24 protein-coding genes and 2 tRNA genes are annotated in these 26,670 nt (G+C 65.2%); 16 read left to right on the top strand and 10 right to left on the bottom strand.

Annotation, left to right across the window (positions count from 1 at the left end; translation table 11 throughout):
• Positions 1 to 10: 10 nt before the first annotated feature.
• Positions 11 to 550: a PH domain-containing protein gene (locus RFA01S_RS14460; protein WP_179274019.1), complete on the bottom strand. Its 540-nt coding sequence runs from the start codon at positions 548 to 550 to the stop codon at positions 11 to 13.
• A gap of 257 nt (positions 551 to 807) precedes the next feature.
• On the opposite strand from RFA01S_RS14460, the gene RFA01S_RS14455 reads away from it, so the two are divergent.
• From RFA01S_RS14455 to RFA01S_RS14435, 5 genes are all read left to right on the top strand, one after another.
• Complete coding sequence (locus RFA01S_RS14455) at positions 808 to 2,766, top strand: acetolactate synthase large subunit (RefSeq protein ID WP_032366369.1); 1,959 nt, start codon at positions 808 to 810, stop codon at positions 2,764 to 2,766.
• Entirely contained in the window at positions 2,763 to 3,266 is a 504-nt protein-coding gene (gene ilvN, locus RFA01S_RS14450; protein ID WP_008717436.1) for an acetolactate synthase small subunit, read from the top strand. Before RFA01S_RS14455 ends, ilvN begins: the two co-directional genes overlap by 4 nt.
• A gap of 62 nt (positions 3,267 to 3,328) precedes the next feature.
• Positions 3,329 to 4,330 (top strand): ketol-acid reductoisomerase, encoded by a 1,002-nt coding sequence (gene ilvC / locus RFA01S_RS14445; protein WP_170944858.1) that lies wholly within the window; start codon positions 3,329 to 3,331, stop codon positions 4,328 to 4,330.
• 184 nt (positions 4,331 to 4,514) lie between these two features.
• Positions 4,515 to 6,110, top strand: coding sequence for a phosphoglycerate dehydrogenase (serA, locus tag RFA01S_RS14440; protein ID WP_027496645.1), 1,596 nt, complete (start codon positions 4,515 to 4,517; stop codon positions 6,108 to 6,110).
• A 43-nt stretch (positions 6,111 to 6,153) separates the two neighbouring features.
• A complete protein-coding gene (locus tag RFA01S_RS14435; RefSeq protein ID WP_032387210.1) occupies positions 6,154 to 7,164 on the top strand; it encodes a 3-isopropylmalate dehydrogenase in 1,011 nt (336 codons plus the stop codon).
• A gap of 83 nt (positions 7,165 to 7,247) precedes the next feature.
• Here the strand turns inward: RFA01S_RS14435 and RFA01S_RS14430 are convergent, their stop codons facing one another.
• On the bottom strand, positions 7,248 to 8,483 hold the full coding sequence (locus tag RFA01S_RS14430; protein ID WP_032390201.1) for an MFS transporter: 1,236 nt from the start codon (positions 8,481 to 8,483) through the stop codon (positions 7,248 to 7,250).
• Positions 8,484 to 8,615: 132 nt separating this feature from the next.
• Between RFA01S_RS14430 and RFA01S_RS14425 the strand changes: the two genes are divergently transcribed.
• The 3 genes from RFA01S_RS14425 to RFA01S_RS14415 are packed head-to-tail and all read left to right on the top strand — an operon-like array spanning position 8,616 to position 11,929.
• Complete coding sequence (locus tag RFA01S_RS14425) at positions 8,616 to 9,389, top strand: fumarylacetoacetate hydrolase family protein (protein ID WP_027496648.1); 774 nt, start codon at positions 8,616 to 8,618, stop codon at positions 9,387 to 9,389.
• Positions 9,390 to 9,396: 7 nt separating this feature from the next.
• Entirely contained in the window at positions 9,397 to 10,872 is a 1,476-nt protein-coding gene (gltX, locus tag RFA01S_RS14420; RefSeq protein ID WP_032372644.1) for a glutamate--tRNA ligase, read from the top strand.
• Positions 10,873 to 10,918: 46 nt separating this feature from the next.
• The gene (locus RFA01S_RS14415) at positions 10,919 to 11,929 is read left to right on the top strand and encodes a YihY/virulence factor BrkB family protein (protein WP_032407042.1); all 1,011 of its coding nucleotides are present in this window, start codon (positions 10,919 to 10,921) and stop codon (positions 11,927 to 11,929) included.
• On the opposite strand, the gene RFA01S_RS14410 is transcribed toward RFA01S_RS14415, so the two are convergent.
• Entirely contained in the window at positions 11,881 to 13,452 is a 1,572-nt protein-coding gene (locus RFA01S_RS14410) for a bifunctional 3'-5' exonuclease/DNA polymerase (RefSeq protein WP_032407043.1), read from the bottom strand. The genes RFA01S_RS14415 and RFA01S_RS14410 overlap by 49 nt on opposite strands.
• Before the next feature lie 240 nt (positions 13,453 to 13,692).
• Here RFA01S_RS14410 and RFA01S_RS14405 point away from each other — a divergent pair.
• Both RFA01S_RS14405 and RFA01S_RS14400 read left to right on the top strand, forming a co-directional pair.
• Positions 13,693 to 13,764: transfer RNA gene (locus RFA01S_RS14405), tRNA-Gln, on the top strand.
• A gap of 99 nt (positions 13,765 to 13,863) precedes the next feature.
• A tRNA-Glu gene (locus tag RFA01S_RS14400) sits at positions 13,864 to 13,936 on the top strand.
• Between the two features lie 91 nt (positions 13,937 to 14,027).
• Here the strand turns inward: RFA01S_RS14400 and RFA01S_RS27765 are convergent.
• The gene (locus RFA01S_RS27765) at positions 14,028 to 14,195 is read right to left on the bottom strand and encodes a DUF5302 domain-containing protein (RefSeq protein WP_157889886.1); all 168 of its coding nucleotides are present in this window, start codon (positions 14,193 to 14,195) and stop codon (positions 14,028 to 14,030) included.
• 118 nt (positions 14,196 to 14,313) lie between these two features.
• Positions 14,314 to 15,042 carry an IclR family transcriptional regulator gene (locus tag RFA01S_RS14390; RefSeq protein ID WP_032366378.1) on the bottom strand — a complete coding sequence of 243 codons (729 nt, stop codon included), beginning with the start codon at positions 15,040 to 15,042 and terminating at the stop codon, positions 14,314 to 14,316.
• Positions 15,043 to 15,187: 145 nt separating this feature from the next.
• On the opposite strand from RFA01S_RS14390, the gene leuC reads away from it, so the two are divergent.
• The 3 genes from leuC to RFA01S_RS14375 all read left to right on the top strand — a co-directional run bounded on the left by leuC (position 15,188) and on the right by RFA01S_RS14375 (position 18,152).
• Positions 15,188 to 16,642 carry a 3-isopropylmalate dehydratase large subunit gene (gene leuC, locus RFA01S_RS14385; RefSeq protein ID WP_032366379.1) on the top strand — a complete coding sequence of 485 codons (1,455 nt, stop codon included), beginning with the start codon at positions 15,188 to 15,190 and terminating at the stop codon, positions 16,640 to 16,642.
• Positions 16,643 to 16,689: 47 nt separating this feature from the next.
• Positions 16,690 to 17,307 (top strand): 3-isopropylmalate dehydratase small subunit, encoded by a 618-nt coding sequence (gene leuD, locus RFA01S_RS14380; protein WP_032407045.1) that lies wholly within the window; start codon positions 16,690 to 16,692, stop codon positions 17,305 to 17,307.
• Between the two features lie 149 nt (positions 17,308 to 17,456).
• Entirely contained in the window at positions 17,457 to 18,152 is a 696-nt protein-coding gene (locus RFA01S_RS14375) for an HU family DNA-binding protein (protein WP_027496655.1), read from the top strand.
• 120 nt (positions 18,153 to 18,272) lie between these two features.
• Here RFA01S_RS14375 and RFA01S_RS14370 read toward each other — a convergent pair whose 3' ends face one another.
• The 3 genes from RFA01S_RS14370 to cofC all read right to left on the bottom strand — a co-directional run bounded on the left by RFA01S_RS14370 (position 18,273) and on the right by cofC (position 22,313).
• Positions 18,273 to 19,208 (bottom strand): NUDIX hydrolase, encoded by a 936-nt coding sequence (locus tag RFA01S_RS14370; RefSeq protein ID WP_032407046.1) that lies wholly within the window; start codon positions 19,206 to 19,208, stop codon positions 18,273 to 18,275.
• Positions 19,208 to 21,328 (bottom strand): RNA degradosome polyphosphate kinase, encoded by a 2,121-nt coding sequence (locus tag RFA01S_RS14365; RefSeq protein WP_238325090.1) that lies wholly within the window; start codon positions 21,326 to 21,328, stop codon positions 19,208 to 19,210. Before RFA01S_RS14365 ends, RFA01S_RS14370 begins: the two co-directional genes overlap by 1 nt.
• A gap of 187 nt (positions 21,329 to 21,515) precedes the next feature.
• On the bottom strand, positions 21,516 to 22,313 hold the full coding sequence (gene cofC / locus RFA01S_RS14360) for a 2-phospho-L-lactate guanylyltransferase (RefSeq protein WP_174557266.1): 798 nt from the start codon (positions 22,311 to 22,313) through the stop codon (positions 21,516 to 21,518).
• 101 nt (positions 22,314 to 22,414) lie between these two features.
• Between cofC and RFA01S_RS14355 the strand changes: the two genes are divergently transcribed.
• Together RFA01S_RS14355 and RFA01S_RS14350 are read left to right on the top strand one after the other, a co-directional pair.
• Positions 22,415 to 23,413, top strand: coding sequence for an NAD(P)H-dependent glycerol-3-phosphate dehydrogenase (locus RFA01S_RS14355; RefSeq protein ID WP_027496659.1), 999 nt, complete (start codon positions 22,415 to 22,417; stop codon positions 23,411 to 23,413).
• 73 nt (positions 23,414 to 23,486) lie between these two features.
• The gene (locus RFA01S_RS14350) at positions 23,487 to 24,593 is read left to right on the top strand and encodes a D-alanine--D-alanine ligase family protein (protein ID WP_032391547.1); all 1,107 of its coding nucleotides are present in this window, start codon (positions 23,487 to 23,489) and stop codon (positions 24,591 to 24,593) included.
• Positions 24,594 to 24,600: 7 nt separating this feature from the next.
• Here the strand turns inward: RFA01S_RS14350 and RFA01S_RS14345 are convergent, their stop codons facing one another.
• Complete coding sequence (locus RFA01S_RS14345) at positions 24,601 to 25,224, bottom strand: DUF3515 domain-containing protein (RefSeq protein ID WP_032407047.1); 624 nt, start codon at positions 25,222 to 25,224, stop codon at positions 24,601 to 24,603.
• A 3-nt stretch (positions 25,225 to 25,227) separates the two neighbouring features.
• Positions 25,228 to 25,476, bottom strand: coding sequence for an Lrp/AsnC ligand binding domain-containing protein (locus RFA01S_RS14340; protein WP_032366384.1), 249 nt, complete (start codon positions 25,474 to 25,476; stop codon positions 25,228 to 25,230).
• A 233-nt stretch (positions 25,477 to 25,709) separates the two neighbouring features.
• Between RFA01S_RS14340 and RFA01S_RS14335 the strand changes: the two genes are divergently transcribed.
• Positions 25,710 to 26,669 (top strand): thiamine-phosphate kinase, encoded by a 960-nt coding sequence (locus RFA01S_RS14335; protein ID WP_032370777.1) that lies wholly within the window; start codon positions 25,710 to 25,712, stop codon positions 26,667 to 26,669.
• Position 26,670 lies beyond the last annotated feature (1 nt).

Here is a 26,670-nt window from a genome sequence, read left to right as displayed (position 1 = left end):
CGGCCCCTCGTCAGCGATCCTTCGGTGCCTGTTCGTCGTCGTGCTCGGCATTCTCGGCCTCTGCGCGTGCCTGATCCTCCGCCGCAGCTGCCGCGGCATAGGGGTCGGTGATGCGACCGCCGCTGGCGGCCGCGAGTTGGGGGAGCCGATCGAACCGCACGAGCGGAAGTGACTTCTCCGTCTTGTCGGTGAGCACCACGCGTGCCCAGCGGCGATCGGGGAAGTGCAGTCCGACCACGGACTCCCACTCGATGACGTCGGAGCCGATGAAACGGCGGGCCGTGATCGCCTCGGGAGTGATGACGGTGCGCACACGCAGCACCCAGATGCACGCGACGATCGGCAGAATCAGCAGCCAGCCCAGTGCGGCGGGCCAGCTCGCTGCAGGCAGAGAGGTACTGAACAGGAGCAACCCGACGCCGATCAGGGCCAGACGCGGGAGGCGGATGACCTGCCTGCTCGACGGCGGTGGCCCGTCGGCACTGTTCGGTTGCTCGGAACCGGTGTGGGATGATGGCCGAGGTGGTTCGGACTGCTGCGAAGACGACACCCATTCATCTTCGCATTGCATCTACGCGATCTCACATAATGGGATTGCGTCGTGACGAGTTTGACTCTTCCCTGTGCGCGCGCCTACCGTTCAGTGCGTGAAGCGGAATTGGATACTCGTAATCGGCCGGCGCGTCAACGCCTGAGCCGGTTGTTCAAACTCGCATCGACGCGCCACCCTCGTACAGCTCACGCTGACGGGGGTTTTTTCTTGCCCAGAGATCGCCCAGCAATTTCACATTCCTGAGGAAGCAATCAGTGAGCGCACCAACCGCACGCCCAGGGCCCACGACACGTAAGTCGGGGACAGCCACGAGCCCGTCGACCAGCAACCCGTCCGCAGACGCGGCGACCAACGGATCGCGACGCCACGTCGCACCCGAGAAGGTCAGCGGCGCACAGTCGGTCGTACGAGCTCTCGAAGAACTCGACGTCGACACCGTATTCGGCATTCCCGGTGGCGCGGTTCTCCCGGTCTACGACCCGCTCTTCGACTCCGTCAAGGTGCGCCACGTGCTCGTTCGCCACGAGCAGGGTGCGGGTCATGCCGCCACCGGCTACGCCCAGGCGACCGGCAAGGTCGGCGTCTGCATGGCGACGTCCGGCCCGGGCGCGACCAACCTCGTCACCCCGTTGGCCGACGCGCAGATGGACTCGGTTCCCATCGTCGCGATCACCGGTCAGGTCGCCCGCAGCCTCATCGGTACCGATGGGTTCCAGGAAGCCGACATCTCGGGTATCACGATGCCCATCACCAAGCACAACTTCCTGATCACCGACGGTGCGGACATCCCGCGCATCATGGCCGAGGCGTTCTACATCGCCGCGTCGGGTCGTCCCGGTGCCGTCCTCGTCGACATCCCGAAGGATGTGCTGCAGGCGCAGACCACGTTCTCGTGGCCGCCGGAAATGCGTCTGCCCGGCTACCGCCCGGTCACCAAGCCGCACGGCAAGCAGGTTCGCGAAGCGGCACGCTACATCGCCGATGCCAAGCAGCCGGTGCTGTACGTCGGTGGCGGCGTCATCAAGGCCAACGCCTCGGCAGAACTGCTCGAGCTCGCAGAACTGACCGGCATCCCGGTCGTCACGACGCTGATGGCGCGCGGGGCATTTCCCGACACCCACCAGCTGAACCTGGGCATGCCCGGTATGCACGGCACCGTCGCGGCGGTCGCCGCTCTGCAGCGCAGCGACCTGCTGATCACGCTCGGTGCCCGGTTCGACGACCGCGTCACCGGTCAGCTCTCGTCCTTCGCTCCCGATGCCAAGGTCATCCACGCCGACATCGACCCGGCCGAGATCGGCAAGAACCGATACGCGGACGTGCCGATCGTGGGCGACTGCGGCGAGGTCATCACCGAGCTGATCGAGGCCCTGCGGGCCGATCGCGCCACCGGAACGACTCTCGACCTCGAGCAGTGGTGGGTTTACCTCGACGGCATCCGCAAGACGTACCCGTTGAGCTACGACCGTCCGTCCGACGGTTCCATGTCTCCCGAGTTCGTCATTTCCTCGGTCGGCAAGTTCGCCGGTCCCGACGCGATCTACTGCGCCGGCGTCGGCCAGCACCAGATGTGGGCCGCGCAGTTCATCAACTACGAGAAGCCGCGCACGTGGCTCAACTCCGGTGGTCTGGGCACGATGGGGTACGCGGTTCCGGCCGCCATGGGAGCCAAGATGGGCCTGCCCGACGCCGAGGTGTGGGCGATCGACGGCGACGGCTGCTTCCAGATGACCAACCAGGAGCTTGCTACCTGCGCGGTCGAGGGAATCCCGATCAAGGTCGCGCTCATCAACAACGGCAACCTCGGCATGGTTCGGCAGTGGCAGACCCTGTTCTACGAGGAGCGCTACTCCAACACCAATCTCGGAACTCACGGTGCCGTGCGCATCCCCGATTTCGTCAAGCTGGCCGAGGCTTTGGGCTGCGTCGGTTTGCGATGCGAGCGGGAAGAGGACGTGGATGCGGTGATCGCTCAGGCACGCGCCATCAACGATCGTCCGGTCGTCATCGACTTCATCGTCGGTGCCGACGCCCAGGTGTGGCCGATGGTGGCCGCCGGAACGGGTAACGACGAGATCATGGCCGCCCGCGGCATCCGTCCGCTGTTCGACGAGGACGAGACCGTGGGCAGTGAGCCAGGACTCGACGACGCGATGGAGCGCGAGCAGGCGCCGCACCCGATGAACAACGACGCGAAAGGCACGGACCTGTGAGCACGAGCCATACCCTCAGCGTTCTCGTCGAGGACAAGCCAGGTGTGTTGGCGCGCGTGGCCGCGTTGTTCTCGCGCCGCGGCTTCAACATCTCCTCACTCGCGGTCGGCGGCACCGAGATTCCCGATATCTCGCGCATGACGATCGTGGTGACGGTCGACGAGTTCCCGCTCGAGCAGGTGACCAAGCAGCTCAACAAGCTGATCAATGTCATCAAGATCGTCGAGCAGGACGACGATTCCTCGGTGGCGCGCGAGTTGGTCCTGATCAAGGTCCGCGCCGATGCCAGCGTTCGGAGCGAGGTCATCGAAACGGTGAATCTGTTCCGCGCCAAGGTCATCGACGTCTCTCCCGAGGCGGTGACGGTCGAGGCGACGGGCACCCGCTCCAAGCTCGACGCGTTGCTGAAGATGTTGGACCCCTATGGAATTCGAGAAATAGTTCAGTCGGGAGTCGTTGCCGTCGGACGTGGACCGAAATCGATCACTGCGTCGCGTTAGCGGCCCCGGTGACGAACATGCGTAAAACCCAAGAGGAAAGGTAACAACCAGTGGCAGTCGAGATGTTCTACGACGACGATGCTGATCTGTCGATCATCCAGGGCCGCAAGGTCGCTGTGATCGGCTACGGAAGCCAGGGCCACGCGCACTCGCTCAGCCTGCGCGACTCCGGCGTCGATGTTCGCATCGGCCTGGCGGCAGGCTCGAAGTCCCGTGCCAAGGCGGAGGAGCAGGGCCTGAAGGTCGGAACTCCCGCAGAGGTGTCCGAGTGGGCCGACGTGATCATGGTGCTCGCACCCGATACCGCTCAGGCCAAGATCTTCTCCGAGGAGATCGAGCCCAACCTGAAGGACGGCGACGCGCTGTTCTTCGGCCACGGCCTCAACATTCACTTCGACCTGATCAAGGCTCCGGAGTTCGTGACCGTCGGCATGGTTGCCCCCAAGGGCCCCGGCCACCTCGTGCGTCGTCAGTTCGTCGACGGTAAGGGTGTTCCCGCGCTCATCGCCATCGATCAGGACCCGAAGGGTGAGGGTCAGGCCCTCGCGCTGTCGTGGGCCAAGGGCATCGGCGGCACCCGCGCAGGCGTCATCAAGACCACGTTCAAGGAAGAGACCGAGACCGACCTGTTCGGTGAGCAGGCCGTGCTGTGCGGCGGCACCGAAGAACTCGTCAAGACGGGCTTCGAGGTCATGGTCGAGGCCGGCTACGCACCCGAGATGGCGTACTTCGAGGTGCTGCACGAGCTCAAGCTCATCGTCGACCTCATGTACGAGGGCGGCATCGCCCGCATGAACTACTCGGTGTCCGACACCGCGGAGTTCGGTGGGTACCTCTCCGGACCGCGCGTCATCGACGCAGGCACCAAGGAGCGCATGAAGGCCATCCTGGCCGACATCCAGTCGGGCGAATTCACCCGTCGCCTCGTCGCCAACGTCGAGAACGGCAACACCGAGCTCGAAGGCCTGCGCAAGGCCAACGCCGAGCACCCCATCGAGGTCACCGGCAAGAAGCTGCGCGACCTCATGAGCTGGGTCGACCGCCCGATCACCGAGACGGCCTGATTCTCATCGAATCGCGTTGTCACGCAATCTGATCGAAGGGCACCCCTGGATTGCCGGGGGTGCCCTTCGGTGCGTGAGTCCGGTGGCGTCACCGTGTGACGTCTCGGGCCTCTAAACTGTTCGTGCTGCACAGCCCGCCGAATTTTTCCGACCACGTCTCGAACCGATATAGGGAGTTTTTCACGTGAGCCAGCCAGGCCGTCCTGTCGTTCTGATCGCCGACAAACTTGCGCCGTCCACCGTCGAGGCACTGGGCGACGGCGTCGAGGTTCGCTGGGTCGACGGTCCGGATCGCCCCGCGTTGCTCGCTGCAGTTCCCGAGGCCGACGCCATTCTCGTGCGGTCCGCGACCACGGTCGACGCCGAGGTGCTCGCTGCCGGGACCAACCTGAAGATCGTCGCCCGCGCCGGTGTCGGCCTGGACAACGTCGACGTACCCGCTGCCACCGAGCGCGGCGTCCTCGTCGTCAACGCACCGACCTCCAACATCCACACGGCCGCCGAGCATGCGGTGACGTTGCTTCTCGCGGCCGCGCGCCAGATCCCCGCTGCCGACGCCACCCTGCGTCAGCACGAGTGGAAGCGCAGCAAGTTCAACGGTGTCGAGATCTTCGGCAAGACCGTCGGCGTCGTCGGACTCGGCCGAATCGGCCAGCTGTTCGCGCAGCGTCTTGCCGCGTTCGAGACCCACATCATCGCGTACGACCCCTACGTCTCGGCAGCGCGCGCGGCGCAGCTCGGAATCGAACTGGTGAGCCTGGACGAGCTGCTCGAGCGGGCCGACATGTTCTCGGTGCACCTGCCGAAGACGCCGGAGACCAAGGGCATCATCGGCAAGGAAGCCCTCGCCAAGACCAAGCCCGGGGTCATCGTCGTCAACGCCGCACGCGGTGGACTGGTCGACGAGCAGGCACTGGCCGACGCCATCACCTCCGGTCACGTGTTCGCCGCGGGCATCGACGTCTACGCCTCCGAGCCGTGCACCGACAGCCCGTTGTTCGAGCTGCCGCAGGTCGTCGTCACTCCCCACCTCGGGGCATCGACCACCGAAGCGCAGGACCGAGCGGGCACCGATGTGGCCAAGTCCGTATTGCTGGCTCTCGCAGGCGAATTCGTGCCCGACGCGGTCAACGTCAAGGGCGGGGCCGTCGGCGAAGAGGTATCGCCGTGGCTCGAAATAGTACGTAAGCAGGGTGTGCTGCTCGGAGCCCTGTCCGACGAACTTCCCACCTCGTTGTCGGTGGACGTTCGCGGCGAACTCGCCAGCGAGGACGTGCAGATCCTGAAACTGTCCGCGCTGCGCGGACTGTTCTCGGCCGTCATCGAGGATTCGGTCACGTTCGTCAACGCTCCGTCGCTCGCCGAGGAGCGCGGTGTCACAGCAGAAGTGACCACCGCTCCCGAGAGCGAGAATCACCGCAGTGTCGTCGACATTCGCGCCGTCTACGGTGACGGATCGGTCCTCAACGTTGCCGGCACTCTGACGGGCACCTCGCAGGTCGAGAAGATCGTCAACATCAACGGCCGCAACTTCGACCTCCGCGCCGAGGGCAAGAACCTCATCGTCAACTACGCGGATCAGCCCGGCAGCTTGGGTCGAATCGGCACTCTGCTCGGCGACGCCGGAATCGACATCCAGGCCGCAGCACTGAGCCAGGACTCCGAGGGCGACGGCGCAACGATTCTGCTGCGCGTCGACAAGGACGTTCCGGCAGAGCTCAGTGCGAGCATCGCCACCGCTGTGGGTGCCTCCACCATCGAGCTGGTCGACCTGTCCTGATCGCTCGCAGCCGATCGGACCGACACGAACAACGAGGAGTGAAATGAAGCTGGCCGTCATCGCCGGGGACGGAATCGGACCGGAGGTCGTCGCCGAAGCGCTTGCCGTTCTCGACGTGGTCGCACCCGGAGCCGAGAAGACCGAGTACGACCTCGGGGCGCGGCGCTACAACGCCACCGGAGAGTTGCTGCCGGATTCGGTGTTGGCAGAACTGCGTGAGCACGACGCAATTCTGTTGGGAGCCATCGGCGATCCGTCGGTGCCCAGTGGTGTGCTCGAGCGTGGGCTGTTGCTGCGGGCGCGATTCGAGCTCGATCACCACATCAATCTGCGGCCGGCCAAGTTGTACCCGGGCGTGGTCGGTCCGCTGGCCGGGGACAAGCAGATCGACGTCGTCGTCGTTCGGGAGGGTACCGAGGGTCCGTACACCGGAAACGGCGGTGCACTGCGTGTCGGTACACCGCACGAGGTGGCCACCGAGGTCAGCGTCAACACTCGTTACGGCGTGGAGCGCGTGGTGCGCAACGGTTTCGAGCGGGCGCTGACTCGCAAGAAGCACCTGACGCTGTTGCACAAGACCAACGTGCTCACGTTCGCCGGTAGCCTGTGGGCCCGCACGGTCGAGGCAGTCTCGGCGGACTTCCCGGACGTCGAGGTCGCGTATCAGCACATCGATGCCGCGATGATTCACCTCGTCACCGATCCCGGCCGGTTCGACGTGATCGTGACCGACAATCTGTTCGGCGACATCGTGACCGACCTCTCGGCTGCCGTCACCGGCGGAATCGGTTTGGCCGCAAGTGGAAACATCGACGCCACCGGTACCAACCCCAGCATGTTCGAGCCGGTGCACGGTAGTGCGCCCGACATCGCGGGACAGCAGAAGGCCGATCCGACCGCTGCCATCCTGTCGGTGTCCTTGCTACTCGATCATCTCGGCGACGCGGCGGGGGCCGCGCGAGTAGAAGCCGCTGTCGCAGCGGATCTCGCCGAGCGGGGAACCACGACCGCGTCGACGAAAGAGATCGGCGCTCGGATCGCCGCTCGCCTGTAACTCTCACGCCACGACATGCCACGGTGGGCCGACAGCCCACCGTGGCATGTCGTGTATCACGGGCAGGTCACCCCTTGGGCACGTCAGCCGGCGCGGTCTGCACCGGCGTCGGACGTCTCGTCCGTGGGCTCGGGTGCCGGATCGTCGGGCACGATCGGTACGGAGAGCGCGGGAAAGACCGCCGACACCAGGAACGCCACGGGGAAGCTGATGGCCGCGATCGCCCCGAACACCGGCGGCACAGCCGAGGCGAACACGTACTGACTCGTGTTCTGTACCCCGAGAGCTCGTCCGCTCCAATACGGTCCCGAGATTTCCGCGACAGCAGTGAACGCGAGGCCGTTCGGGGCAACGGTGGCGACGGACGCGACGACGAGCAGGACGATGGCGGCGGGGGAGTCGAACCAGTCGGCGATGCCGAGCCCGAGCATGCTGGCAGCGGCCGTCACGGCCACCCACCGCAAAGGCCGCATGCGGCTACCGACACGATCGGACAGCGCGCCCACGCTCATCCGACCCAGTGCGCCGAGAATCTGGGTCAGCGTGACGAGGACACCCGCGGCCGCGGCCGTCCACCCTCGGTCGGTCATCAGCCACACGAGCGCATACGTCCACACCACGTACTGCGGCACCACCAACAGGATGGACGTGGCGTGAATGCGCCACAGTTGGCTGCTGTTGCGGTACGGATTGTCGAGCAGACCCTGCGCCGCCGCATCGGTGCGGTTCGGACGGGGAGGGTCGACCACGGCCAGGCACAGCAGAGCGCTCGCAGCGCAGACGGCAGCGGGCACGAGCAGGGCCGCGCCGACGCCGTGGTCACGTGCGACAGGCGGGATGGTCAGTGCCGCGACGGCCACGCCGAGGGGAACCGACATCTGTCTGATGCCCATGGCCAGCCCACGACGGTGCGGCGGAAACCAGCCCACCACGACGCGTCCGCTCGCGCTGTTCGCGCTGGCCGCAGACATACCGCCGATCAACAGCAGGGCGGCGAGCGCCGGAATGGACGTGCTGACCACCGCAGCCAGGCTCGCGGCAGCGGTGAGCCCGAGCCCGATCACGAGAACGAGACGTTCGCCGATGCGGTCGACGAGCACGCCCCATGCGATGAGGGTCAGCATGATGCCCACGGTCGGCATCGCAACCACGAATCCTGCGGTCGCAAGTCCGAGTCCCCGGTCGTCGTGCAGGGCGGGAATGAGAAATGCAGCACCGTTGATGAAGACGGCACCGGCAGTCTGCGCGAGCATCCCGAGCACGAGCATGAACCACCGTCGCGTCTCGCCGATACTGGACAGCTGCTTCGTGGCGCTCATTCCGGCCTCTCGTCTCACTATGTGAACACACAATCTTGCTATCTGGATACAGATCGAAACATTACACCGGCGAAAGATCGACGGACCGGACGGCATCGGCGTGCGGAGAATGGCGGTCGATAGACTTTCGACATGCGTCTCGGTCGAATTGCAAGTCCTGATGGTGTGGCATTCGTGAGTATCGAAGGTGAGGGGGATGCCCGGACGGCGAAGGAAATTGCCGAACATCCTTTCGGCACACCGACGTTCACGGGTCGATCGTGGCCACTGGCCGACGTGCGACTGCTCGCACCGATCCTCGCCAGTAAGGTGATCGCCATCGGTAAGAACTACGCCGCGCACGCCGCCGAGATGGGTGGTGAAGCACCGGAGACTCCCGTCATTTTCATCAAGCCGAACACCTCCATCGTCGGTCCGGGTGCGGCCATCGTGCTGCCTCCGTCGTCGAACGAGGTGCACTACGAAGGCGAACTCGCCATCGTGATCGGTCGTCCGTGCAAGGACGTGCCCGCCTCCAAGGCGTACGACGTGGTGCTCGGATACACCGTCGCCAACGACGTCTCGGCACGCGACCATCAGAAGCACGACGGGCAATGGACCCGGGCGAAGGGGCACGACACGTTCTGCCCCCTCGGGCCGTGGATCGAGACATCCCTCGATCCTTCCGACCTGGAGATCAAGACCGAGGTCGACGGCGTCGTCAAGCAGCAGAGTCGTACTTCGCTTCTACTGCACGATATTCCGAAGATCATCGAGTGGGTGTCCGCAGTGATGACCCTGCTGCCCGGAGACGTCATTCTGACCGGAACGCCCGAGGGTGTCGGCCCCATCACCGACGGAGACAGTGTGTCGATCACCGTCGAGGGAATCGGAACCTTGACCAACCCAGTCGCAGCGAAGAAGTAGGACAACGATGACCACAGCAGCAGATGTCCGCGTTCGGTTCTGCCCGTCGCCCACCGGCACACCGCACGTCGGTCTGGTCCGCACCGCCCTGTTCAACTGGGCGTTCGCGCGACATCACGGCGGCACCTTCGTCTTTCGGATCGAGGACACCGACGCCGCTCGCGATTCCGAGGAGTCCTACGCAGCGTTGCTCGACGCGCTGCGATGGCTCGGTCTGGATTGGGACGAGGGCCCCGAGGTGGGCGGTCCCTACGAGCCCTACCGCCAGTCGCAGCGACGCGACCAGCATGTGGCTGTCGTACAGCAACTGCTCGATGCCGGCGAAGCCTACGAGTCGTTCTCGACGCCCGAGGAAGTCGAAGCGAGGCACAAGGCCGCCGGGCGTGACCCCAAGCTCGGCTACGACAACTTCGACCGCGACCTGACGCCGGAGCAGCGGCAGGGATTCCTCGACGAGGGACGCGGGGCCGTCGTGCGGCTGCGCATGCCCGATCACGATCTGACGTGGAACGACCTCGTACGCGGCGAGACCACGTTCAAGGCGGGGACCGTACCGGACTTCGCCTTGACTCGCGGCAACGGAGTTCCGCTGTACACGTTGGTCAATCCGGTCGACGACGCACTGATGAAGATCACGCACGTGCTGCGCGGCGAAGACCTGTTGTCGTCGACGCCTCGACAGCTCGCACTGTACGAGGCCCTGATCCGAATCGGTGTGGCCGACCGCACCCCGGAGTTCGGACATCTGCCGTTCGTGATGGGCCAGGGCAACAAGAAGCTGTCCAAGCGTGACCCCGAATCGAACCTCTTCATCCACCGCGACCGAGGCTTCGTCCCGGAGGGGCTGCTGAACTACCTGGCGCTTCTCGGGTGGGGCATCTCCGACGATCACGACGTGTTCTCGCTCGACGAGATGGTGGCGGCGTTCGAGATCTCGTCGGTCAATTCCAACCCTGCGCGCTTCGACCAGAAGAAGGCCGACGCGATCAACGCCGAGCACATCAGGATGTTGGCTGCAGACGACTTCGCGGCACGGTTACGCGAATTCCTCGTTGCTCGAGGGCATCTCACCGAGCCGGTCGACGAGAAGATGTTCGCTGTCGCGGCGGATCTGGTGCAGACGCGCATCGTCGTGCTGTCGGATGCGTGGGGCCTGCTGAAGTTCCTCTTCGTCGACGACGCGGAGTTCGAGATCGATCCTGCAGCGGCGGCCAAGAATCTCGGCGCAGACGCGGCACCGGTACTCGACGCCGCCATCGAAGCACTGACCGCAGTGACGGATTGGTCGACGGCCGAGCTGGAAGTCGCCCTCAAGGACGCGCTCATCGAGAAGATGGAACTCAAGCCCCGCAAGGCCTTCGCGCCGGTTCGGGTGGGAGTCACCGGCTCCCACATCAGCCCGCCGCTGTACGAGTCCATGGAACTCCTCGGCCGCGAGAGGACCCTCGCTCGTTTGACCGCCGCACGTACCCTTATCGCGTGACGGCGGTGCGACGTCGGCCGTCGAGGTCGGTCGGAGACTTTCGCACATGAGCGTCGCCGACCGACTGGATCGACTGCAGCGCAGGCGTCCGGTTCTCGGATTTCCGATTGCGGTGGTCTACAAGTTCGTCGACGATCAGGGTGGTTACCTGGCCGCGCTGATCACGTACTACGCATTCGTCTCGCTCTTTCCTGCGCTGCTGCTCTTCTCCGTGATTCTGGGCATCGTGTTGATGGGCAACCCGGAGCTGCAACAACAGATCCTGAACTCGGCACTCGGTCAGATCCCGGCGATCGGGGAAGAACTGGGGCGTCCCGAACGGATAGGTGGCGGCACGGTCGGTCTGACGGTGGGTATCCTCGGGTCGCTCTACGGCGGACTCGGCGTGTCCGTTGCGTTGCAGAACGCGATGAACACCGCATGGGCCGTACCGAAGAATCTTCGGCCCGATCCCATTCGAGCCCGAGTGCGGGGATTGGGTTTGCTGAGCACCGTGGGTCTGGCGGTACTGGCGATCACCGCACTCAATGTGCTCAGTGCTGCAGGATATTTCGGCCCGGAATCCGGTCTCGTCGTGTTCGTGATCGGAACGCTGCTGTACGTCGGGGTGTTCGTCGTTGCGTTTCGGCTCGCCACAGTGCGAGCGGTGTCGATCGGACAGGTACTCCCGGGAGCCATAGCGGCCGGTCTGACGTGGCAGCTGCTGCAGACCTTCGGCGGTGTGTACGTGAAGTACGTCGCCGCGAGTGCGACGGTGACGAACGGTGTCTTTGCGGTCGTGCTCGGGCTGTTGGCCTTTCTGTACGTGACCTCGGTATCGATCGTGATCTGCATCGAGATCAACGTGGTTCGTGTCGACAGGCTGTTTCCGCGGGCCCTTCTGGCCCCGTTCACCGACGACGTCGACCTGACCGAAGGGGACAAACTCACCTACACCGGACAGGCAGAAGCACAGCGCAGTACCGCGTTCGAGGAAATAGACGTGACGTTCGAGGACCCACCGAGCGCTCAGTCGGACTCCGGCCCGAACTCCGGCTCGGCAACCGGGGCACCGTAGAAGCGGTCGATCCTGGTCTCCATCGGGAAGAGCAACGCCGTGTCGCCGAACATCAGACGCGTAGCCGAGTCTGCCGCCGCCGCAACGGCCTCGGACACCCACGGTGCGTCTCCGAGTGGACAATGCACGACTACTTCGTCGTGCTGAAAGAACACCAACTCACTTCTGCTCGACCGCAATCGCCCGCGCAGATCCGCCAACAGGCACAAGGCCCACTCGGCTGCGGTCGCCTGCACCACGAAGTTGCGGGTGAACCGGCCACGCGCATGGGCGTCACCGGTGGACCACCATTGCGGCGTAGGGGGAGGGCACGCTCGGCCCAGCCACGACCGGACCACCTCGCCCCGCTCACCGGCCCGCGCCGCCTCTTCCACGACCGCCACCGCGTCGGGGAATCTGGCGCGTAGGCGGGTCAGCAACGCACGAGCCTCACCCGACGTCGCGCCGTACAGCACTCCGAGAACAGCGACCTTGGCGTGCGCACGATCACCGTCGAACGACTCGGCCGCGACGGGGGCGTAGAGATCCGCTGTTCCCGCAGCGGCGACCATGCGTGGGTCACCCGACATCGCGGCAAGAATGCGGGGCTCGAGCTGGCCGGCGTCGGCGGCGACGAAGGTGTACCCCGAGTCGGCGATCACGCTGGCGCGCAGCGGTTTCGGGATCTGCAGACCCCCACCGCCCCGGCTCGCCCAGCGGCCGGAGACGACGGCCCCTGGCACGTAGACCGGCCGGAAACGATCTCCGCGAACCCACGCGTCCAGCCACGTCCACCCGTTGGTGCTGTGCAGTTTCGACAGATCTCGGTGGCGAAGCAACAGCGGCACCGCAGGATGGTCGATGTCTCGGATCACGTGTGCTCGAGTGGATGTGAGCTCGATACCGGCGCGCGCGAACGCGGCGACCACCTCCGCGGGTGAACCGGGGTTCACGCGGCGCCCGAACGCCGACGAGATCTCGTTCTCGAGCTTCACCAACGCAGGAGGAGTCGATCCGTCGACCGGCCTCGCACCGAGCGCCGCGTCGAGGTGCCGCCGATGCGCAGCGGCCGAGAACGGCAATCCGTCGAAGGTCATCTCCGCCGCGGCCAGACCTCCGGCCGACTCGGCGGCCGCCAACAGCTGCAGCGCCCGATCGTCACCGATCTCCTCGCTCTGACGGCGGTAGTCGGCGAGCACTGCCACCGGATCCGCATGCGGGTCGGCGTCGAACAATCCGGGTCGAAGGTCTGCGGGTGTGGACGGTGTCGTGGTGCGCCCCGTTCGCATCGCCAGAATGGCACCGACAAGGGCGAGATCGTGGCAGCGCCGGACCCGCACCCCTCCGTCGAGCAGTCGCGGGTAGATGCGGCTCGTGTCCTCCCACACCCAACGGGGAGCGTGCTCTCGCTCGACAGCGGCCACGGAGCCCACCAGATCGTCGGTGACCTCCTCGGCAGGGGAACTGCCGCCGGACGGGGAACCGTCCTCGTCGAGGCGGATCAGCACGGCCCGGTTGCCCTGGGGAACGAGCAGCACCTTCATCGGCGTCTGCGAAGTTCGAGAACGCTCACGAAACAGGAGTCTGCTGCATGCTCTGCGGCCGACGATGCGCGGGTTCTGCGGTCACGCGATGGTGTCCGAGCGGGCCTCGAGGGCGGTCGAGGGCGGTTATCAGGGCTCTGAGCAGCCGATTTGGAGAATGGGTAGTGACCTTTGATAGTCTCTATCCCGGCTCGAAACGCAGTGCACATCGATCGGATGCGTACTTCGATTCAAGTCCATTGGGGTATGGTGTAATTGGCAACACAGCGGTTTCTGGTACCGCCATTCTAGGTTCGAGTCCTGGTACCCCAGCGAGCAGGTGAGCGGCGATTTTGCCGCCGATGCCGAGGCAGTTAAGCTACCTCAGCATCACGTGTTCGATACAGCGTCAACAATGCAGGTGAAGTTCCTGGCCCCGTCGTCTAGCGGCCTAGGACGCCGCCCTCTCAAGGCGGTAGCGCGGGTTCGAATCCCGTCGGGGCTACGAAGACAGCACCCCCTCGATCTCCGGATCGAGGGGGTGCTGTCGTTTCGGTGTGACCGTCGTTGCTGTCGTGCGGTGGTGTCGCTTCGCGTCAGACGCTCTTGCGGCGGAACATCTTCTGGTGATCGGCCGGACCGTGGACATTGTTCACCTTGGGGCCACCGTCCTTGTGGTCGACGGAATTGTGCGACTTGCTGTTCTTCTGTTCGAGAACCTCGCGGAACTTCTTCTTCAACTCTTCGCTGCCGGATTCTGACATGGGGCACTCCTTGCAGTCGGCGACCGGCCGGGTGGGCCGTTCGAGACGAACGTACTCCACTTCTGCGGCCACTTCAGCCGGTTTTTCGCGGTGCGCTCGATCGGCCTCGGTTCGGCGCTCAGAGGCGCTTGTGCAGCGCGTCGGCGGCGGCGAGCAGGTCTGCCGCCCAGCGCGCGCCCGGCTTGCGTCCGATGCGGTCGATCGGGCCGGACACCGAGATCGCCGCCACGACAGTGTCGTTGCTGTCGCGAACGGGAGCCGAGACGCTCGCGACCCCCGGCTCACGTTCACCTGCGCTCTGCGCCCACCCTCGCCTGCGGATCTCCAGCAGCACCCGTTCGCCGAATTCGGCGTCCGGCAGCACTGTGCGTTGAGTCTGCGAATCTGCCCACGCCAGAAGAACTTTCGCCCCGGAGCCGGCTGTCATGGGTAGCCGGGCCCCGACGAGCACGGTATCTCGGAGACCGGTCGGGGGCTCCATGGATGCGACACAGACGCGAACGGTCCCCTCGCGGCGGTAGATCTGCACGCTCTCTCCGGTGATTTCGCGAAGCCGAGGCAGTACCGATGCTGCGGCGTCGAGCAGAGCATCCGACGCGCTCGCCGCCAATTCCCCCAGCCCCGGACCGGTGCGCCACAATCCGTCGGAATCGCGCACGAGGAGGCGGTGGGTTTCGAGTCCGACCGCGAGCCGATGCGCAGTGGCGCGGGGGAGCGCTGTGCGGGCACACAGGTCGTTGAGAGTGCAGGGTGTCTCGGCCACTGCATGCAACACGGCCATGGCCTTGTCGAGGACACCGATACCGCTCGATTTGTCGACGGCGCCGCTCAGGCTATGCTGTCTCATAGAACGATATTAGCCTCCCGAATGCTGAGATTGCACAACCGCGAGAAGTCCAGCGTGCCGCGGGGGACGATGTCGAGACGATCACGCGAGGTGGACCAGCCCGTCCGCCGGCGCGACGACAGGGAAGACGAGGTCTGCGACAGCGATGTCCGAAACGACGAAATCCGATGCGTCCGTAGCACAAGCGCCGAAGACGCTGGCGGAGAAGGTGTGGGACCAACATGTGGTCGTCCCCGGTGGGGGAGAAGGCGGTGCACGTGAGCCGGATCTGATCTACATCGATCTGCACCTCGTACACGAGGTCACCAGCCCCCAGGCATTCGACGGTCTGCGTTTGGCCGGCCGCGAGCTTCGTCGCCCGGACCTGACGATCGCAACGGAGGACCACAACGTCCCGACGGCCGACATCTTCGCGCCGATCGCAGATCTCGTCTCACGCACCCAGGTCGATACTCTGCGCCGCAACTGCGAGGAATTCGGAGTTCGGTTGTACCCGATGGGAGATCTCGATCAGGGCATCGTCCACATCATCGGCCCGCAGCTCGGTCTGACCCAGCCGGGTATGACCATCGTGTGCGGAGACAGCCACACCTCGACGCACGGTGCATTCGGTTCGATCGCAATGGGAATCGGCACCAGCGAGGTCGAGCATGTGATGGCCACCCAGACTCTGTCTCTGCGACCGTTCAAGACCATGGCCATCACCGTCGACGGAGAACTGGCTCCCGGTGTGACGAGCAAGGATCTGATTCTCGCGGTGATCGCCAAGATCGGTACCGGCGGCGGTCAGGGATACGTGCTCGAATATCGCGGTGAGGCCATCCGCAAGTTGTCGATGGAAGCCCGAATGACCATCTGCAACATGTCGATCGAGGCCGGGGCGCGCGCGGGCATGATCGCACCCGACGAGATCACGTACGAATACCTGAAGGGACGGCCCCATGCGCCCCAGGGGGCGGAGTGGGATGCGGCGGTGGCCGCCTGGAACGAACTGGCAACCGACCCGGATGCAGTGTTCGACAACGAGGTACACATCGATGCGAGCACTCTGACGCCGTTCGTCACCTGGGGAACGAACCCGGGTCAAGGTGCTCCGTTGGGAGATGCCGTGCCCGATCCCGAGGCAATGCTCGACGAGGGCGAGCGCGTATCGGCCCAGAAGGCCTTGCAGTACATGGGTCTCGAAGCCGGTACACCGATCCGCGAGATCTCCGTCGACACCGTGTTCGTCGGCTCGTGCACGAACGGCCGCATCGAGGATCTGCGTGCGGTGGCGTCCGTCCTCGAGGGCCGCCGCGTCGCAGACGGCGTGCGAATGCTGGTGGTACCCGGGTCGATGCGGGTGCGCGCGCAGGCCGAAGAGGAAGGGCTCGGTGAGATCTTCACCGCAGCAGGGGCCGAGTGGCGGCAGGCCGGCTGCTCGATGTGCCTGGGAATGAACCCCGATCAGCTCACCTCGGGAGAGCGTTCGGCATCCACGTCCAACCGCAATTTCGAGGGGCGTCAGGGCAAGGGTGGTCGCACTCACCTCGTGTCGCCTCTGGTTGCGGCGGCCACTGCAGTTCGCGGAACCCTGTCCTCTCCGGCGGATCTCGCGTAGCAGCGAGCCCTCCGACCGGATCGATCGAACTCACAGGAGAAATTTCGATGGAAGCTTTCACTCGACACAAAGGCATCGGCGTTCCGCTCCGGCGGTCCAATGTCGACACCGACCAGATCATTCCGGCGGTCTATCTCAAGCGAGTGACCCGCACCGGATTCGAGGACGGATTGTTCGCCGGTTGGCGATCCGATCCGAACTTCATCTTGAACCTCGCGCCCTACGACCGCGGATCGGTTCTCGTGGCGGGGCCGGACTTCGGCACGGGATCGTCACGCGAGCACGCTGTCTGGGCGCTGTCGGACTTCGGTTTCAGGGTCGTCATCGCATCCAGATTCGCCGATATCTTCCGCGGAAACATGGGCAAGGCCGGCTTGGTGGCGGCCGAGGTGGAGCAATCGGACGTCGAATTGCTGTGGAAAGCCTTAGAAGAACAGCCCGGTCTGGAGCTCGTCGTGGACCTCGTCGACAAGACGGTCGCGGCTGGAACCTTGGTGGTGCGCTTCGCGATTGACGACTACACGCGGTGGCGTCTGCTGGAGGGTCTGGACGACATCGGACTGACATTACGCCAGGTAGAGGCCATTACGGAGTACGAAAAGTCAAGGCCTTCATACAAACCCCTCACCCTTCCGGCAAGGATCGAGGAGCCTTCGAAAAGCTGACGGACGGGGGGTCCGACACGCTTTGCGGCCGTGAAGCATTCCGCGACACCGAAATGAAAATTGGCGTGGCGCATAGACTCTTGACGACTTGGGGTTTACCGTTGTAGTAGTCGGTCCGACGATGGGCCACAATATAGCGGAGGAAATCCATGAACAAGGCAGAGCTGATTGACGCCCTGACCGAGAAGTTGGGGTCTGACAGGCGGAGCGCCACAGAGGCTGTCGAGAACATCGTCGACACCATCGTGCGCGCGGTCCACCGCGGCGAAAGTGTCACGATCACGGGCTTCGGCGTGTTCGAGCAGCGTCGTCGCGCGGCGCGTGTCGCCCGTAACCCCCGCACCGGTGAGACCGTTCGCGTCAAGCCGACCAACGTACCGGCATTCCGTCCGGGCGCGCAGTTCAAGGCCGTCATCGCCGGTGGACAGAAGCTGCCCGCAACCGGACCTGCCGTCAAGCGCGGTTCGGCAGCAGCTCCGGCCAAGAAGACTGCGGCAGCGAAGAAGACCGCCGCCAAGAAGGCAGCGGTGAAGACGACCGCCCGCAAGGCCACCACCGCGGCAGCCAAGAAGGCGGCTCCGGCGAAGACTGCCGCCAAGAAGGCAGCTCCCGCAAAGACCGCCGCCAAGAAGGCAGCTCCCGCAAAGACAACCGCACGCAAGACCACGACGGCTGCTGCCAAGAAGGCTCCGGCCAAGACGACCGCACGCAAGGCCGCAACCACTACGGCCCCTGCCAAGAAGGCTCCGGCCAAGACAGCGGCCAAGAAGACCGTCGCCAAGAAGGCCCCCGCCAAGAAAGCTCCGGCCAAGAAGGCACCCGCGAAGCGCGCTGCAAAGAAGTAGCGCTCGACCGGCACCGGTCATCCAGGACCGGGGCGTTCTCGCACTCCACAGAAGGCCCCGACCGAAATTTCGGTCGGGGCCTTCTGCTGTGTTCGTGATCCGAGGATCCTCGGATGCAACTCAGTCGTCGGCGACCAGGTTCGGTAGTGGGCTGGCGATGTGGTCGGCCGCGACGAGCCGACCCTCGTGGCGCGAGAGCACCCACACGCTCCCTTTTCGATTTCTGTTGGCAGGCAACGTGATGCCGTCCTTGTCGGCCCACCATCGCATGAGGTCGGGGATCACCTTGCCTTGGCTGCAGATCACCGGTGTGCTCATGGTCTCGGCGATGTCGCGAGCCCGGTGGCGGCCCTTTCGGGGGTCCTCGGCGTACCCCTCCTCGGACAGCAGATGCTCCGGTTCGACCTGTACGCCCAGCGATTCGGCAAACGGCGCGACCGTCTGTTCGCACCGGACGCGGTCGGCCGCATACACCGAGTCGCCGCCGAACGCGCCCAGCAGTGAGACCAGTGCCTCGGCCTGACGTCTACCGGTCTTGTCGAGGGGGCGATCGGCGTCGTTGCCCTTGTATCGCGACCGCGAGCCGGCACTGCCGTGCCGGACCAGCAGCACGGTGGACGTAGCGGCCGGCTTGGCGACGAATCGTCGAAGAATCTTGTGGTCCATGGGATACGAGAGTTCGCCGCCGATCTTGTCGGGTGCGATCCAACGGAGTTCGTCCACTTCGTCGTTCGGGACGAATTCTCCGCCGGTTGCCTCGGCAGCCCAGTAGAGCACCTTCTTCATGCGACGGTGGCCGGGAATCGGGTAGGTGACGTAGGACAGCGACCGTCCGAGAGTCGAGTCGAAACCCGTCTCCTCCTTGACTTCTCGGACAGCCGCGTCGACCGCTGTCTCCCCGGGATCGAGCTTTCCCTTGGGAAAAGACCAGTCGTCGTACTTCGGCCTGTGTACCAGAGCTACTTCCACCACCGAGTCGTTCTCCGGCGATCGTCGCCACAGAATCGATCCGGCCGCGAAGATGTTGGCGCGGGGGGAGCCATCGGAAGTGCCCATCAGGACGCCTGATTCCTCCGGCTGCGCATCAATTCCACCTGGTGTTCTCGGACACTTTCGCCTTGCGCAGGCGACGCGACCCAGCCACCGTCCGGCCCCAGTTCCCAGCAGCGGGTGGTGGGGTCGAGAGCCGAGTCGAAGATGTCACCGAGTTGCTTGGTCAGCTTCGGATCCTTGACCTGGGCCATCACTTCCACTCGCCGGTCGAGGTTCCGGTGCATCATGTCGGCGCTGCCGATCCAGAATTCGTCGGCACCCTGGAAATGCAGAACCCGTGAGTGTTCGAGGAACCTGCCGAGAATGGACCGAACTTCGATGTTCTCCGACAGGCCCGGTACGCCCGGCTTGAGCGCGCAGATCCCGCGTACGACCACCTTGACGGGGACCCCGGCGACCGATGCGCGGTACAGAGCGTCGATCACCTGCTCGTCGACAAGAGCGTTGGCCTTGAGGCGAATTCCGGCTGTGCGGCCCGCCTTGAGGTGCTCGACTTCCGCTTCGATGCGCTCGACGATGCCGCGTCGCACGCCGTACGGGGCCACGAGGAGATTGCGGTACTTGGACTTTCGCGAGTATCCGGTGAGCGAGTTGAACAGGTCGGTGAGGTCCGCACCGATTTCGGGCGACGACGTGAGCAACCCGACGTCCTCGTAGATACGCGCCGTCTTCGGGTTGTAGTTGCCCGTGCCGATATGGCAGTACCGGCGGATGACCGATCCTTCTCGGCGGACGACCAGGCAGGTCTTGCAGTGAGTCTTCAACCCGACGAGGCCGTAGACCACGTGCACCCCGGCCTTTTCGAGCTTGCGTGCCCACTCGATGTTCGCCTGCTCGTCGAATCGTGCCTTGATCTCGACGAGTGCAACCACCTGCTTGCCGGCCCCGGCCGCGTCGACGAGTGCGTTGACGATCGGTGAGTCACCCGAGGTGCGGTACAGAGTTTGCTTGATCGCGAGGACCTGTGGGTCGGCCGCAGCTTGTTCGATGAAGCGCTGCACGCTGGTGGAGAACGAGTCGTACGGGTGATGCACCAGAACGTCGCCGTCGCGAAGCGTCGAGAACACGCTCTTCGGGGTTTCGCGCTCACCGAACGCCGGATGTGTTGCCGGGACGAAGGGAGCGTCCTTGAGATTGGGGCGGTCGACGCTGTAGACCTGCCACAGGCACGACAGATCGAGCAGACCGGGAACCTGAATGACGTCGCCCGGATCGACGTCGAGTTCGCGTAGCAACAGTTCGAGCATGTGCTCGGTCATGTCGTCGGCGATCTCGAGGCGGACGGGAGAACCGAAACGCCTACGCGCCAGCTCTCGTTCGAGTGCCTGCAAAAGATCCTCGTCGCGGTCCTCTTCGACCTCGAAATCGGCGTTGCGAGTAATGCGGAACGCGTGGCTCTCGACCACCTCCATGCCGGGGAACAACACGTCGAGGTGCGCCGAGATCAATTCCTCCATCGACAGGAAGGCGTCGATGCGATGGCTCCCCTCACCGCGCTTGACGCGCACGAATCGGTCGACGTTGTCGGGTACCTTCACACGGGCGAAGTGCTCGCCGGTCGTGGAGTAATCCTTCACCGTCACAGCGAGATTCAGGCTCAGGCCGCTGATGTACGGGAAGGGGTGCGCCGGGTCGACGGCCAGCGGGGTGAGGACCGGGAAGACCTGTTCGGTGAAATAGTCGGACAGACGCGCACGCTCGTCGCTGTCGAGATCGGACCACCGGATGATTGCGATGCCCTCGGCCGTGAGCTCGGGCAGGATCGAATCGAGCAGTACTCGGGCGTGTTTGAGAGCGAGCTCCTGAGTGCGCTGCCCGATGACCGCGAGCTGCTCGCGCGGGGTCATGCCATCGGCCGATCGAACCGACAGTCCGGTCTCGTCGCGGCGTTTGAGCCCTGCGACACGAACCATATAGAACTCGTCCAGATTGGACGCGTAGATGGCCAGGAACTTGGCACGCTCGAGTAGCGGCAGGGACGAGTCCTCTGCAAGCGCGAGAACACGGGAGTTGAAATCCAGCCAGCTCAATTCCCGGTTCAGGTACCGATTTTCGGGAAGCACCATGGCGGCATCCACCGATTCCGGAGTGGCGGCAGGAAGGGCGGAGGGAATGCTCGGCATCGTTGCGGTCACCGGGGCACTCCACACCGGCTCCGCACCGTTGCTGTCCGCACCGTTGCTCTCCGCGGTCTCGATCGCCGGATCTTCGGTCGCTGGCTGCGCGTCGTCTGTGCTCACAGCACGATCATCCCCCATACCCGCCGTCGGTGAAACTCCGATGACCGAACTTGTTCGCACGTCCACCGAATCACGCGGTGGTTGCGGATTCCTCGTCGCTCCAACCGAGTGAGCGAAGTACGGCTGTCGTCTCCGGCCCGACCCCGAGTCGATGAGCCCGACGTACGTCGTCGACGGTGTCGACGTCGAGTCGAAGTCCCGGCCACGTGCCGTCCAGTGGTCGCGCTCCCGACAAGGTGTGGCGGCGTGCGGAATCCGATCCGAACAGCGGCGCGAGCTCGTCGGCAGAATTCTTCAGGATCAGCGCTGCGGTTCCGGTGCCGTGATGGTCGACCACGACCGACCTGCCGCCGGAGACTGCCGTCGCATACGCCTGCGCGAGTTCGGCGGGACGTAGCGCAGGCAGATCCGCTTGCAGCGCAACGATGTCGACCCGATCGGCCGGGGCCGCGCCGGGGTTCCCGTGGCGATCGCGTGGTGCGTGATCGACTCGCAGTGCGGCCGCAGCAGCGGAGAATGCGGCATTGAGACGGGCTTCGGGATCTCGAGCGCCGGAAGCCGACGGTTCGTCCAGCACCCGGGCACCGATTTGTCGCGCGGTGTCGGCGACGACCGGATCGGGTGTGACGACGGTGACCGAATCGACCACCGACACCGAACCGGCCGCGGTGACCGTGTCGACGAACATGGCGAGCACCAATCGGGTCCGGTCGGCCCCGGAGAACTCGGACGCCAGACGGGACTTCGCCGCTGTCAGGTCCTTGACCGCGATGACGACTCCGACCGCGCGGCGCAGCGCATCGGACGGCCGACCCTCGCGGTCGTCGTCGCTGCTTCGAATTGCGCCCATGGTGTTCGATCCTGCCAGCGTCACCGATGTCTGCCGACTCCGACCGCCCGGGCAGGTCTGCGCGTTAGGGTGATGCGCGCGTAGGCAGGGCATCGGCGAGCAGGTGAGAGGTTGGCGGCATGAGCAGAGCAGCGGTACTGGGGTCCGGGTCGTGGGGTACCGCATTCGCCAAAGTGTTGGCCGATGCCGGAACCGATGTCACCATGTGGGCGCGCCGAGAGGAACTCGCTGCCTCGATCAGCGAACGGCACGAGAACGCGGACTACCTCCCCGGAATCGAACTGCCGTCGTCGATCCGCGCCACGAGCGATCCGGCGACCGCCCTCGACGGCGCGGACATCGTGGTGCTCGCGGTGCCGTCGCAGAGTCTGCGCGCGAACCTGGGGGAGTGGACGGATGCGATCGCACCGCACGCGACACTGCTGTCTCTGGCCAAGGGCATAGAGACCGGAACGCTCATGCGCATGAGTCAGGTGATTTCACAGGTGACCGGCGCCGATCCCAGCCGGGTGGCCTGCCTGTCCGGGCCGAATCTGGCGCGCCCGATCGCCGAGGGGCAGCCGGCCGCGACCGTCATTGCGTGTTCCGACTCGCAACGAGCGCTTGAGATTCAAAAAGCTTGCGCCACAGGATATTTCAGGCCGTACACCAACTCCGACGTCATCGGTGCCGAGATCGGTGGCGCGTGCAAGAACGTCATCGCCCTCGCCTGTGGAATGGCCAGCGGAGTCGGCTACGGCGAGAACACCCTCGCGTCGATCATGACCCGAGGCCTGGCCGAGATCATCCGGCTCGGTGTCGCGCTCGGGGCCACACCGTCGACGCTGTCCGGGCTCGCCGGCGTGGGAGATCTGGTCGCCACCTGCTCGTCGCCGCTCTCGCGCAACCGTACGTTCGGTGAGCGGCTCGGTTCGGGAGGCTCCCTCGAGAGCGCGCAGGAAGCAGCGCACGGGCAGGTGGCCGAGGGCGTGAAGTCCTGTACGTCGGTGCGCGCGCTCGCCGAGAGCTACGACGTCGAGATGCCGTTGACCGATGCCGTGCACCGTGTGTGCCACGGGGGAATGTCGGTTCCGGACGCGGTGGGCCACCTGCTGGGGCGTCGAATCAAGCCCGAGTGAGGTCACGTTCTCGACGTGTGCACGAACAGGGCGAATCCGCGTTCGCGGGGAGACGGCGGTACGGTTTGTCACCGTGAGTACTCCCCGAATCAAAGTTGCCGTCGTCTTCGGTGGCCGCAGCAGTGAGCACGCGGTGTCCTGTGTCTCGGCGGGTAGCGTGCTCGCGAATCTGGACCCCGATACCTACGAGGTGGTCCCGGTGGGGATCACCCCCGACGGTGCCTGGGTGCTCGGCTCCAGTGATCCGGATGCGCTGACGATTCGTGATCGAGTACTGCCGACGGTGGACAAGTCCGGTGCCGCACTCGCGCTGAGCACCGATCCGGGACGCGCAGGCGCGCTGATCGCTCTCGGTGAGGGCGACGCCGGACAGGTCCTGGCTGCGGTCGACGTCGTGTTTCCGGTGCTGCACGGGCCGTACGGCGAGGACGGCACCCTGCAGGGAATGCTCGAACTCGCCGGTGTCCCGTACGTGGGTCCCGGAGTGTTGGCCAGTGCCGCAGGCATGGACAAGGAGTTCACCAAGAAGCTTCTGGGAGCCGACGGACTACCGATCGGCAGGCAGGTCGTGCTGCGACGCGGCACCGATGACCTGACCGAAGCCGAACGCGACCACATCGGTCTCCCTGCCTTCGTCAAGCCCGCGCGAGGCGGATCGTCGATCGGAATCTCGCGCATCACCTCGTGGGATCACCTGCAGTCGGCGATCGGCGTTGCCCGCGAGCACGACCCCAAGGTGATCGTCGAAGGAATGATCCACGGCCGCGAGGTCGAATGCGGCGTACTCGAATTCCCCGACGGCAGCGTGCGCGCCAGCGCGATCGCCGAGATCCGGCTCCCCGACGCGGACAGCGACGATCACGCCTTCTACGACTTCGACACCAAGTACCTCGACGATGTCAGCGAATTCGACATTCCTGCCGCACTCGACGACGACATCAGCGATCGTATTCGCGAACTCGCAGTCTCGGCCTTCCGCGCACTGGACTGCCAAGGATTAGCGCGGGTCGACTTCTTCGTCACCGAGGAAGGCCCGGTGATCAACGAGATCAACACGATGCCCGGATTCACGTCGATCTCGATGTACCCCAAGATGTGGGCCGAGAGCGGAATCGACTACTCGACCCTGATCAGCACCCTGATCGACACCGCTCTCGCACGCGGTACCGGCCTGCGCTGACCCGGCGCTACTGCAACGGTGCCGGGTCGAGGGGCTGCTGGGGTAGTGCTGCCGACACTGCCGACGAGGCATCCTGCAGAGGAGTCGGGCCGGAGTCGCCGGGAATGGTGAGAGCGATGTACGTGCCGCGATCGACGACGAACCATGTGCTGGCGTCGATGCCGTCGTTCTCGCCGGACACCTCGAACCACTGGACGCCGTCGATCACCTGAAGTGGTGCGGCCACGTCGAATCCGATCGGTCGAGGCAGTCCGCAGCGAAGCACGACCGGCTCGGCGTTCTCCTCGGCCGATACCCAGGCTCGGACTCCGGCAGGTGCCGGGTCGGCCAGGTCGGCGCGGCTGTAGTCGCCCAGCTCGTCGGGCAGCGCATCGAGGAGGGTCGAGCACTGTGCGCTCGCGGCGTCGGGTGCGTCGACCGGCCCCAGCGCTACCGGATCGTGGGCGGGGGAGCTGTTCACCGCTATCGCGGCCACGAGAACTCCCACCACCAACGCGACCGGCAGGGCGATTGCGGTGGCTATGACCGCAGGGTGGCGCTTCTCGTCGGCCGCTGCTGCATTCTCGGACCGGGTGCCGGCGTCGTCGCCGTTGTCTTTGTCGTGGTTGTGGTCGTGGTCGGCAGAATTCATGCGCTACCGAACCGTCGAGGTCGACTGCGGGGCGACGGGACAGGTGAGGGTGCGCGTGATGGCGTCGACCTTCTGAATTCGGGAGACGATGTCCGCGATCTCGGTGTCGGATGCGCCGTCGGCCCTGACGATGACGTCGTAGGGTCCGACCACAGCTTCTGCGGATACGACGCCGTCGACCGACTCGATCTGCCGCGCAACGGTCGTGGCACGGCCGACTTCGGTCTGAACGAGAACGAAGGCTTGCACCATCGGTGGTCCCTTTCCTTGCTGGGACGATCGACTGTAAGTTGAGTCGACTGTACGTTGAGTCGGTTGCGTACTCACAGCACGAAACCGGCTGCGCCGGACCGGGCCCGGGCACCGCTAAAGGTACCGCAGGCGCGGTGCCGGTTTCGCGGGAGACCGACGTCCGAATTGCGCCCTGAGGGAGGAACATCATCGACGACACCGGCCCTTCGGGGACCACCGCCGCCGAACCGACGGTGGCCCAGATCGGCGAGTTCGACGTCATCGCCCGGGCCGTCGCCGATCGAGTGCAACCGACGTCGACCATCGTCGGCCCCGGCGACGACGCTGCCGTCGTCAGTGCATCCGACGGCAGGGTGGCCGCCACGACAGATATGTTGGTGGACGGCAGGCACTTTCGGCTCGATTGGTCGACTCCGGTGGAGATCGGCCGGAAGGCGATCGCGCAGAACGGGGCAGACATCGCCGCGATGGGTGGGCAGTGCTCGGCATTCCTGGTTGCTCTCGGCTGCCCGGCGGACACACCGGTGAGCGTGACGGACGGTCTGAACGAGGGCATGTGGCGCGAGGCGTCGGCTGCGGGTTCGGCGATCGTCGGCGGTGATGTGGTGCAATCGGATCAGCTGGTGATCTCGATCACTGCGCTCGGTGACCTACAGGGCAGGGCTCCCGTACTGCGATCGGGTGCGCAGGTCGGTGATGTGATCGCGTTCGCGGGGCGGCTCGGGTGGTCCGCGGCCGGACTCGCTCTGTTGCTCGCGGGCGGCGATCGCTCCGGGCACGACGCGGTTCTCGATGCACACCGCGTGCCCGCCCCGCCGTACCGTGCCGGAATCGAGGCCGCCGAAGCGGGCGCGACATCACTGACCGATGTGTCCGACGGGTTGTCGGCCGACCTGGGGCATATCGCCGACGCATCCGGGGTATCGATGGTTCTGGAACCCGAGCGTCTTCCGATCGCCGACGAAGTCCGTTCGGCTGCAGAGCTGTTGGGGGTAGATCCCCTCGAGTGGGTACTCACCGGCGGCGAGGATCATGCTCTCGTCGGCACGTTCCCCGGCCTCGCTACCGTTCCGACGGGGTGGATCGTGATCGGCCGCGTCGAGTCCGCGTCGAATGCAACCGCCGGTAGCGTCACTGTCGCCGGGCACCACCGCGTGGGCAGATCCGGTTGGTCGAGCTTCGACCGAGAGTGAG

The sequence above is a fragment of the Rhodococcoides fascians NBRC 12155 = LMG 3623 genome (assembly GCF_001894785.1).
Lineage (GTDB): Bacteria > Actinomycetota > Actinomycetes > Mycobacteriales > Mycobacteriaceae > Rhodococcoides > Rhodococcoides fascians.
This window is presented reverse-complemented; position numbering and strand designations above follow the sequence as displayed.

Coding starts and splice junctions, on each gene's coding strand:
- RFA01S_RS14435 (WP_032387210.1), top strand. CDS start 6,154: ATGAAGCTGGCCGTCATCGCCGGGGACGGAATCGGACCGGAGGTCGTC.
- RFA01S_RS27765 (WP_157889886.1), bottom strand. CDS start 14,195: ATGTCAGAATCCGGCAGCGAAGAGTTGAAGAAGAAGTTCCGCGAGGTT.
- RFA01S_RS14355 (WP_027496659.1), top strand. CDS start 22,415: ATGAGCAGAGCAGCGGTACTGGGGTCCGGGTCGTGGGGTACCGCATTC.
- RFA01S_RS14415 (WP_032407042.1), top strand. CDS start 10,919: ATGAGCGTCGCCGACCGACTGGATCGACTGCAGCGCAGGCGTCCGGTT.
- RFA01S_RS14340 (WP_032366384.1), bottom strand. CDS start 25,476: ATGGTGCAAGCCTTCGTTCTCGTTCAGACCGAAGTCGGCCGTGCCACG.
- RFA01S_RS14345 (WP_032407047.1), bottom strand. CDS start 25,224: ATGAATTCTGCCGACCACGACCACAACCACGACAAAGACAACGGCGAC.
- leuD (WP_032407045.1), top strand. CDS start 16,690: ATGGAAGCTTTCACTCGACACAAAGGCATCGGCGTTCCGCTCCGGCGG.
- RFA01S_RS14410 (WP_032407043.1), bottom strand. CDS start 13,452: ATGAAGGTGCTGCTCGTTCCCCAGGGCAACCGGGCCGTGCTGATCCGC.
- RFA01S_RS14425 (WP_027496648.1), top strand. CDS start 8,616: ATGCGTCTCGGTCGAATTGCAAGTCCTGATGGTGTGGCATTCGTGAGT.
- RFA01S_RS14365 (WP_238325090.1), bottom strand. CDS start 21,328: ATGCCGAGCATTCCCTCCGCCCTTCCTGCCGCCACTCCGGAATCGGTG.
- gltX (WP_032372644.1), top strand. CDS start 9,397: ATGACCACAGCAGCAGATGTCCGCGTTCGGTTCTGCCCGTCGCCCACC.
- RFA01S_RS14390 (WP_032366378.1), bottom strand. CDS start 15,042: ATGAGACAGCATAGCCTGAGCGGCGCCGTCGACAAATCGAGCGGTATC.
- leuC (WP_032366379.1), top strand. CDS start 15,188: ATGTCCGAAACGACGAAATCCGATGCGTCCGTAGCACAAGCGCCGAAG.
- RFA01S_RS14430 (WP_032390201.1), bottom strand. CDS start 8,483: ATGAGCGCCACGAAGCAGCTGTCCAGTATCGGCGAGACGCGACGGTGG.
- RFA01S_RS14370 (WP_032407046.1), bottom strand. CDS start 19,208: ATGGGCACTTCCGATGGCTCCCCCCGCGCCAACATCTTCGCGGCCGGA.
- RFA01S_RS14375 (WP_027496655.1), top strand. CDS start 17,457: ATGAACAAGGCAGAGCTGATTGACGCCCTGACCGAGAAGTTGGGGTCT.
- ilvC (WP_170944858.1), top strand. CDS start 3,329: ATGTTCTACGACGACGATGCTGATCTGTCGATCATCCAGGGCCGCAAG.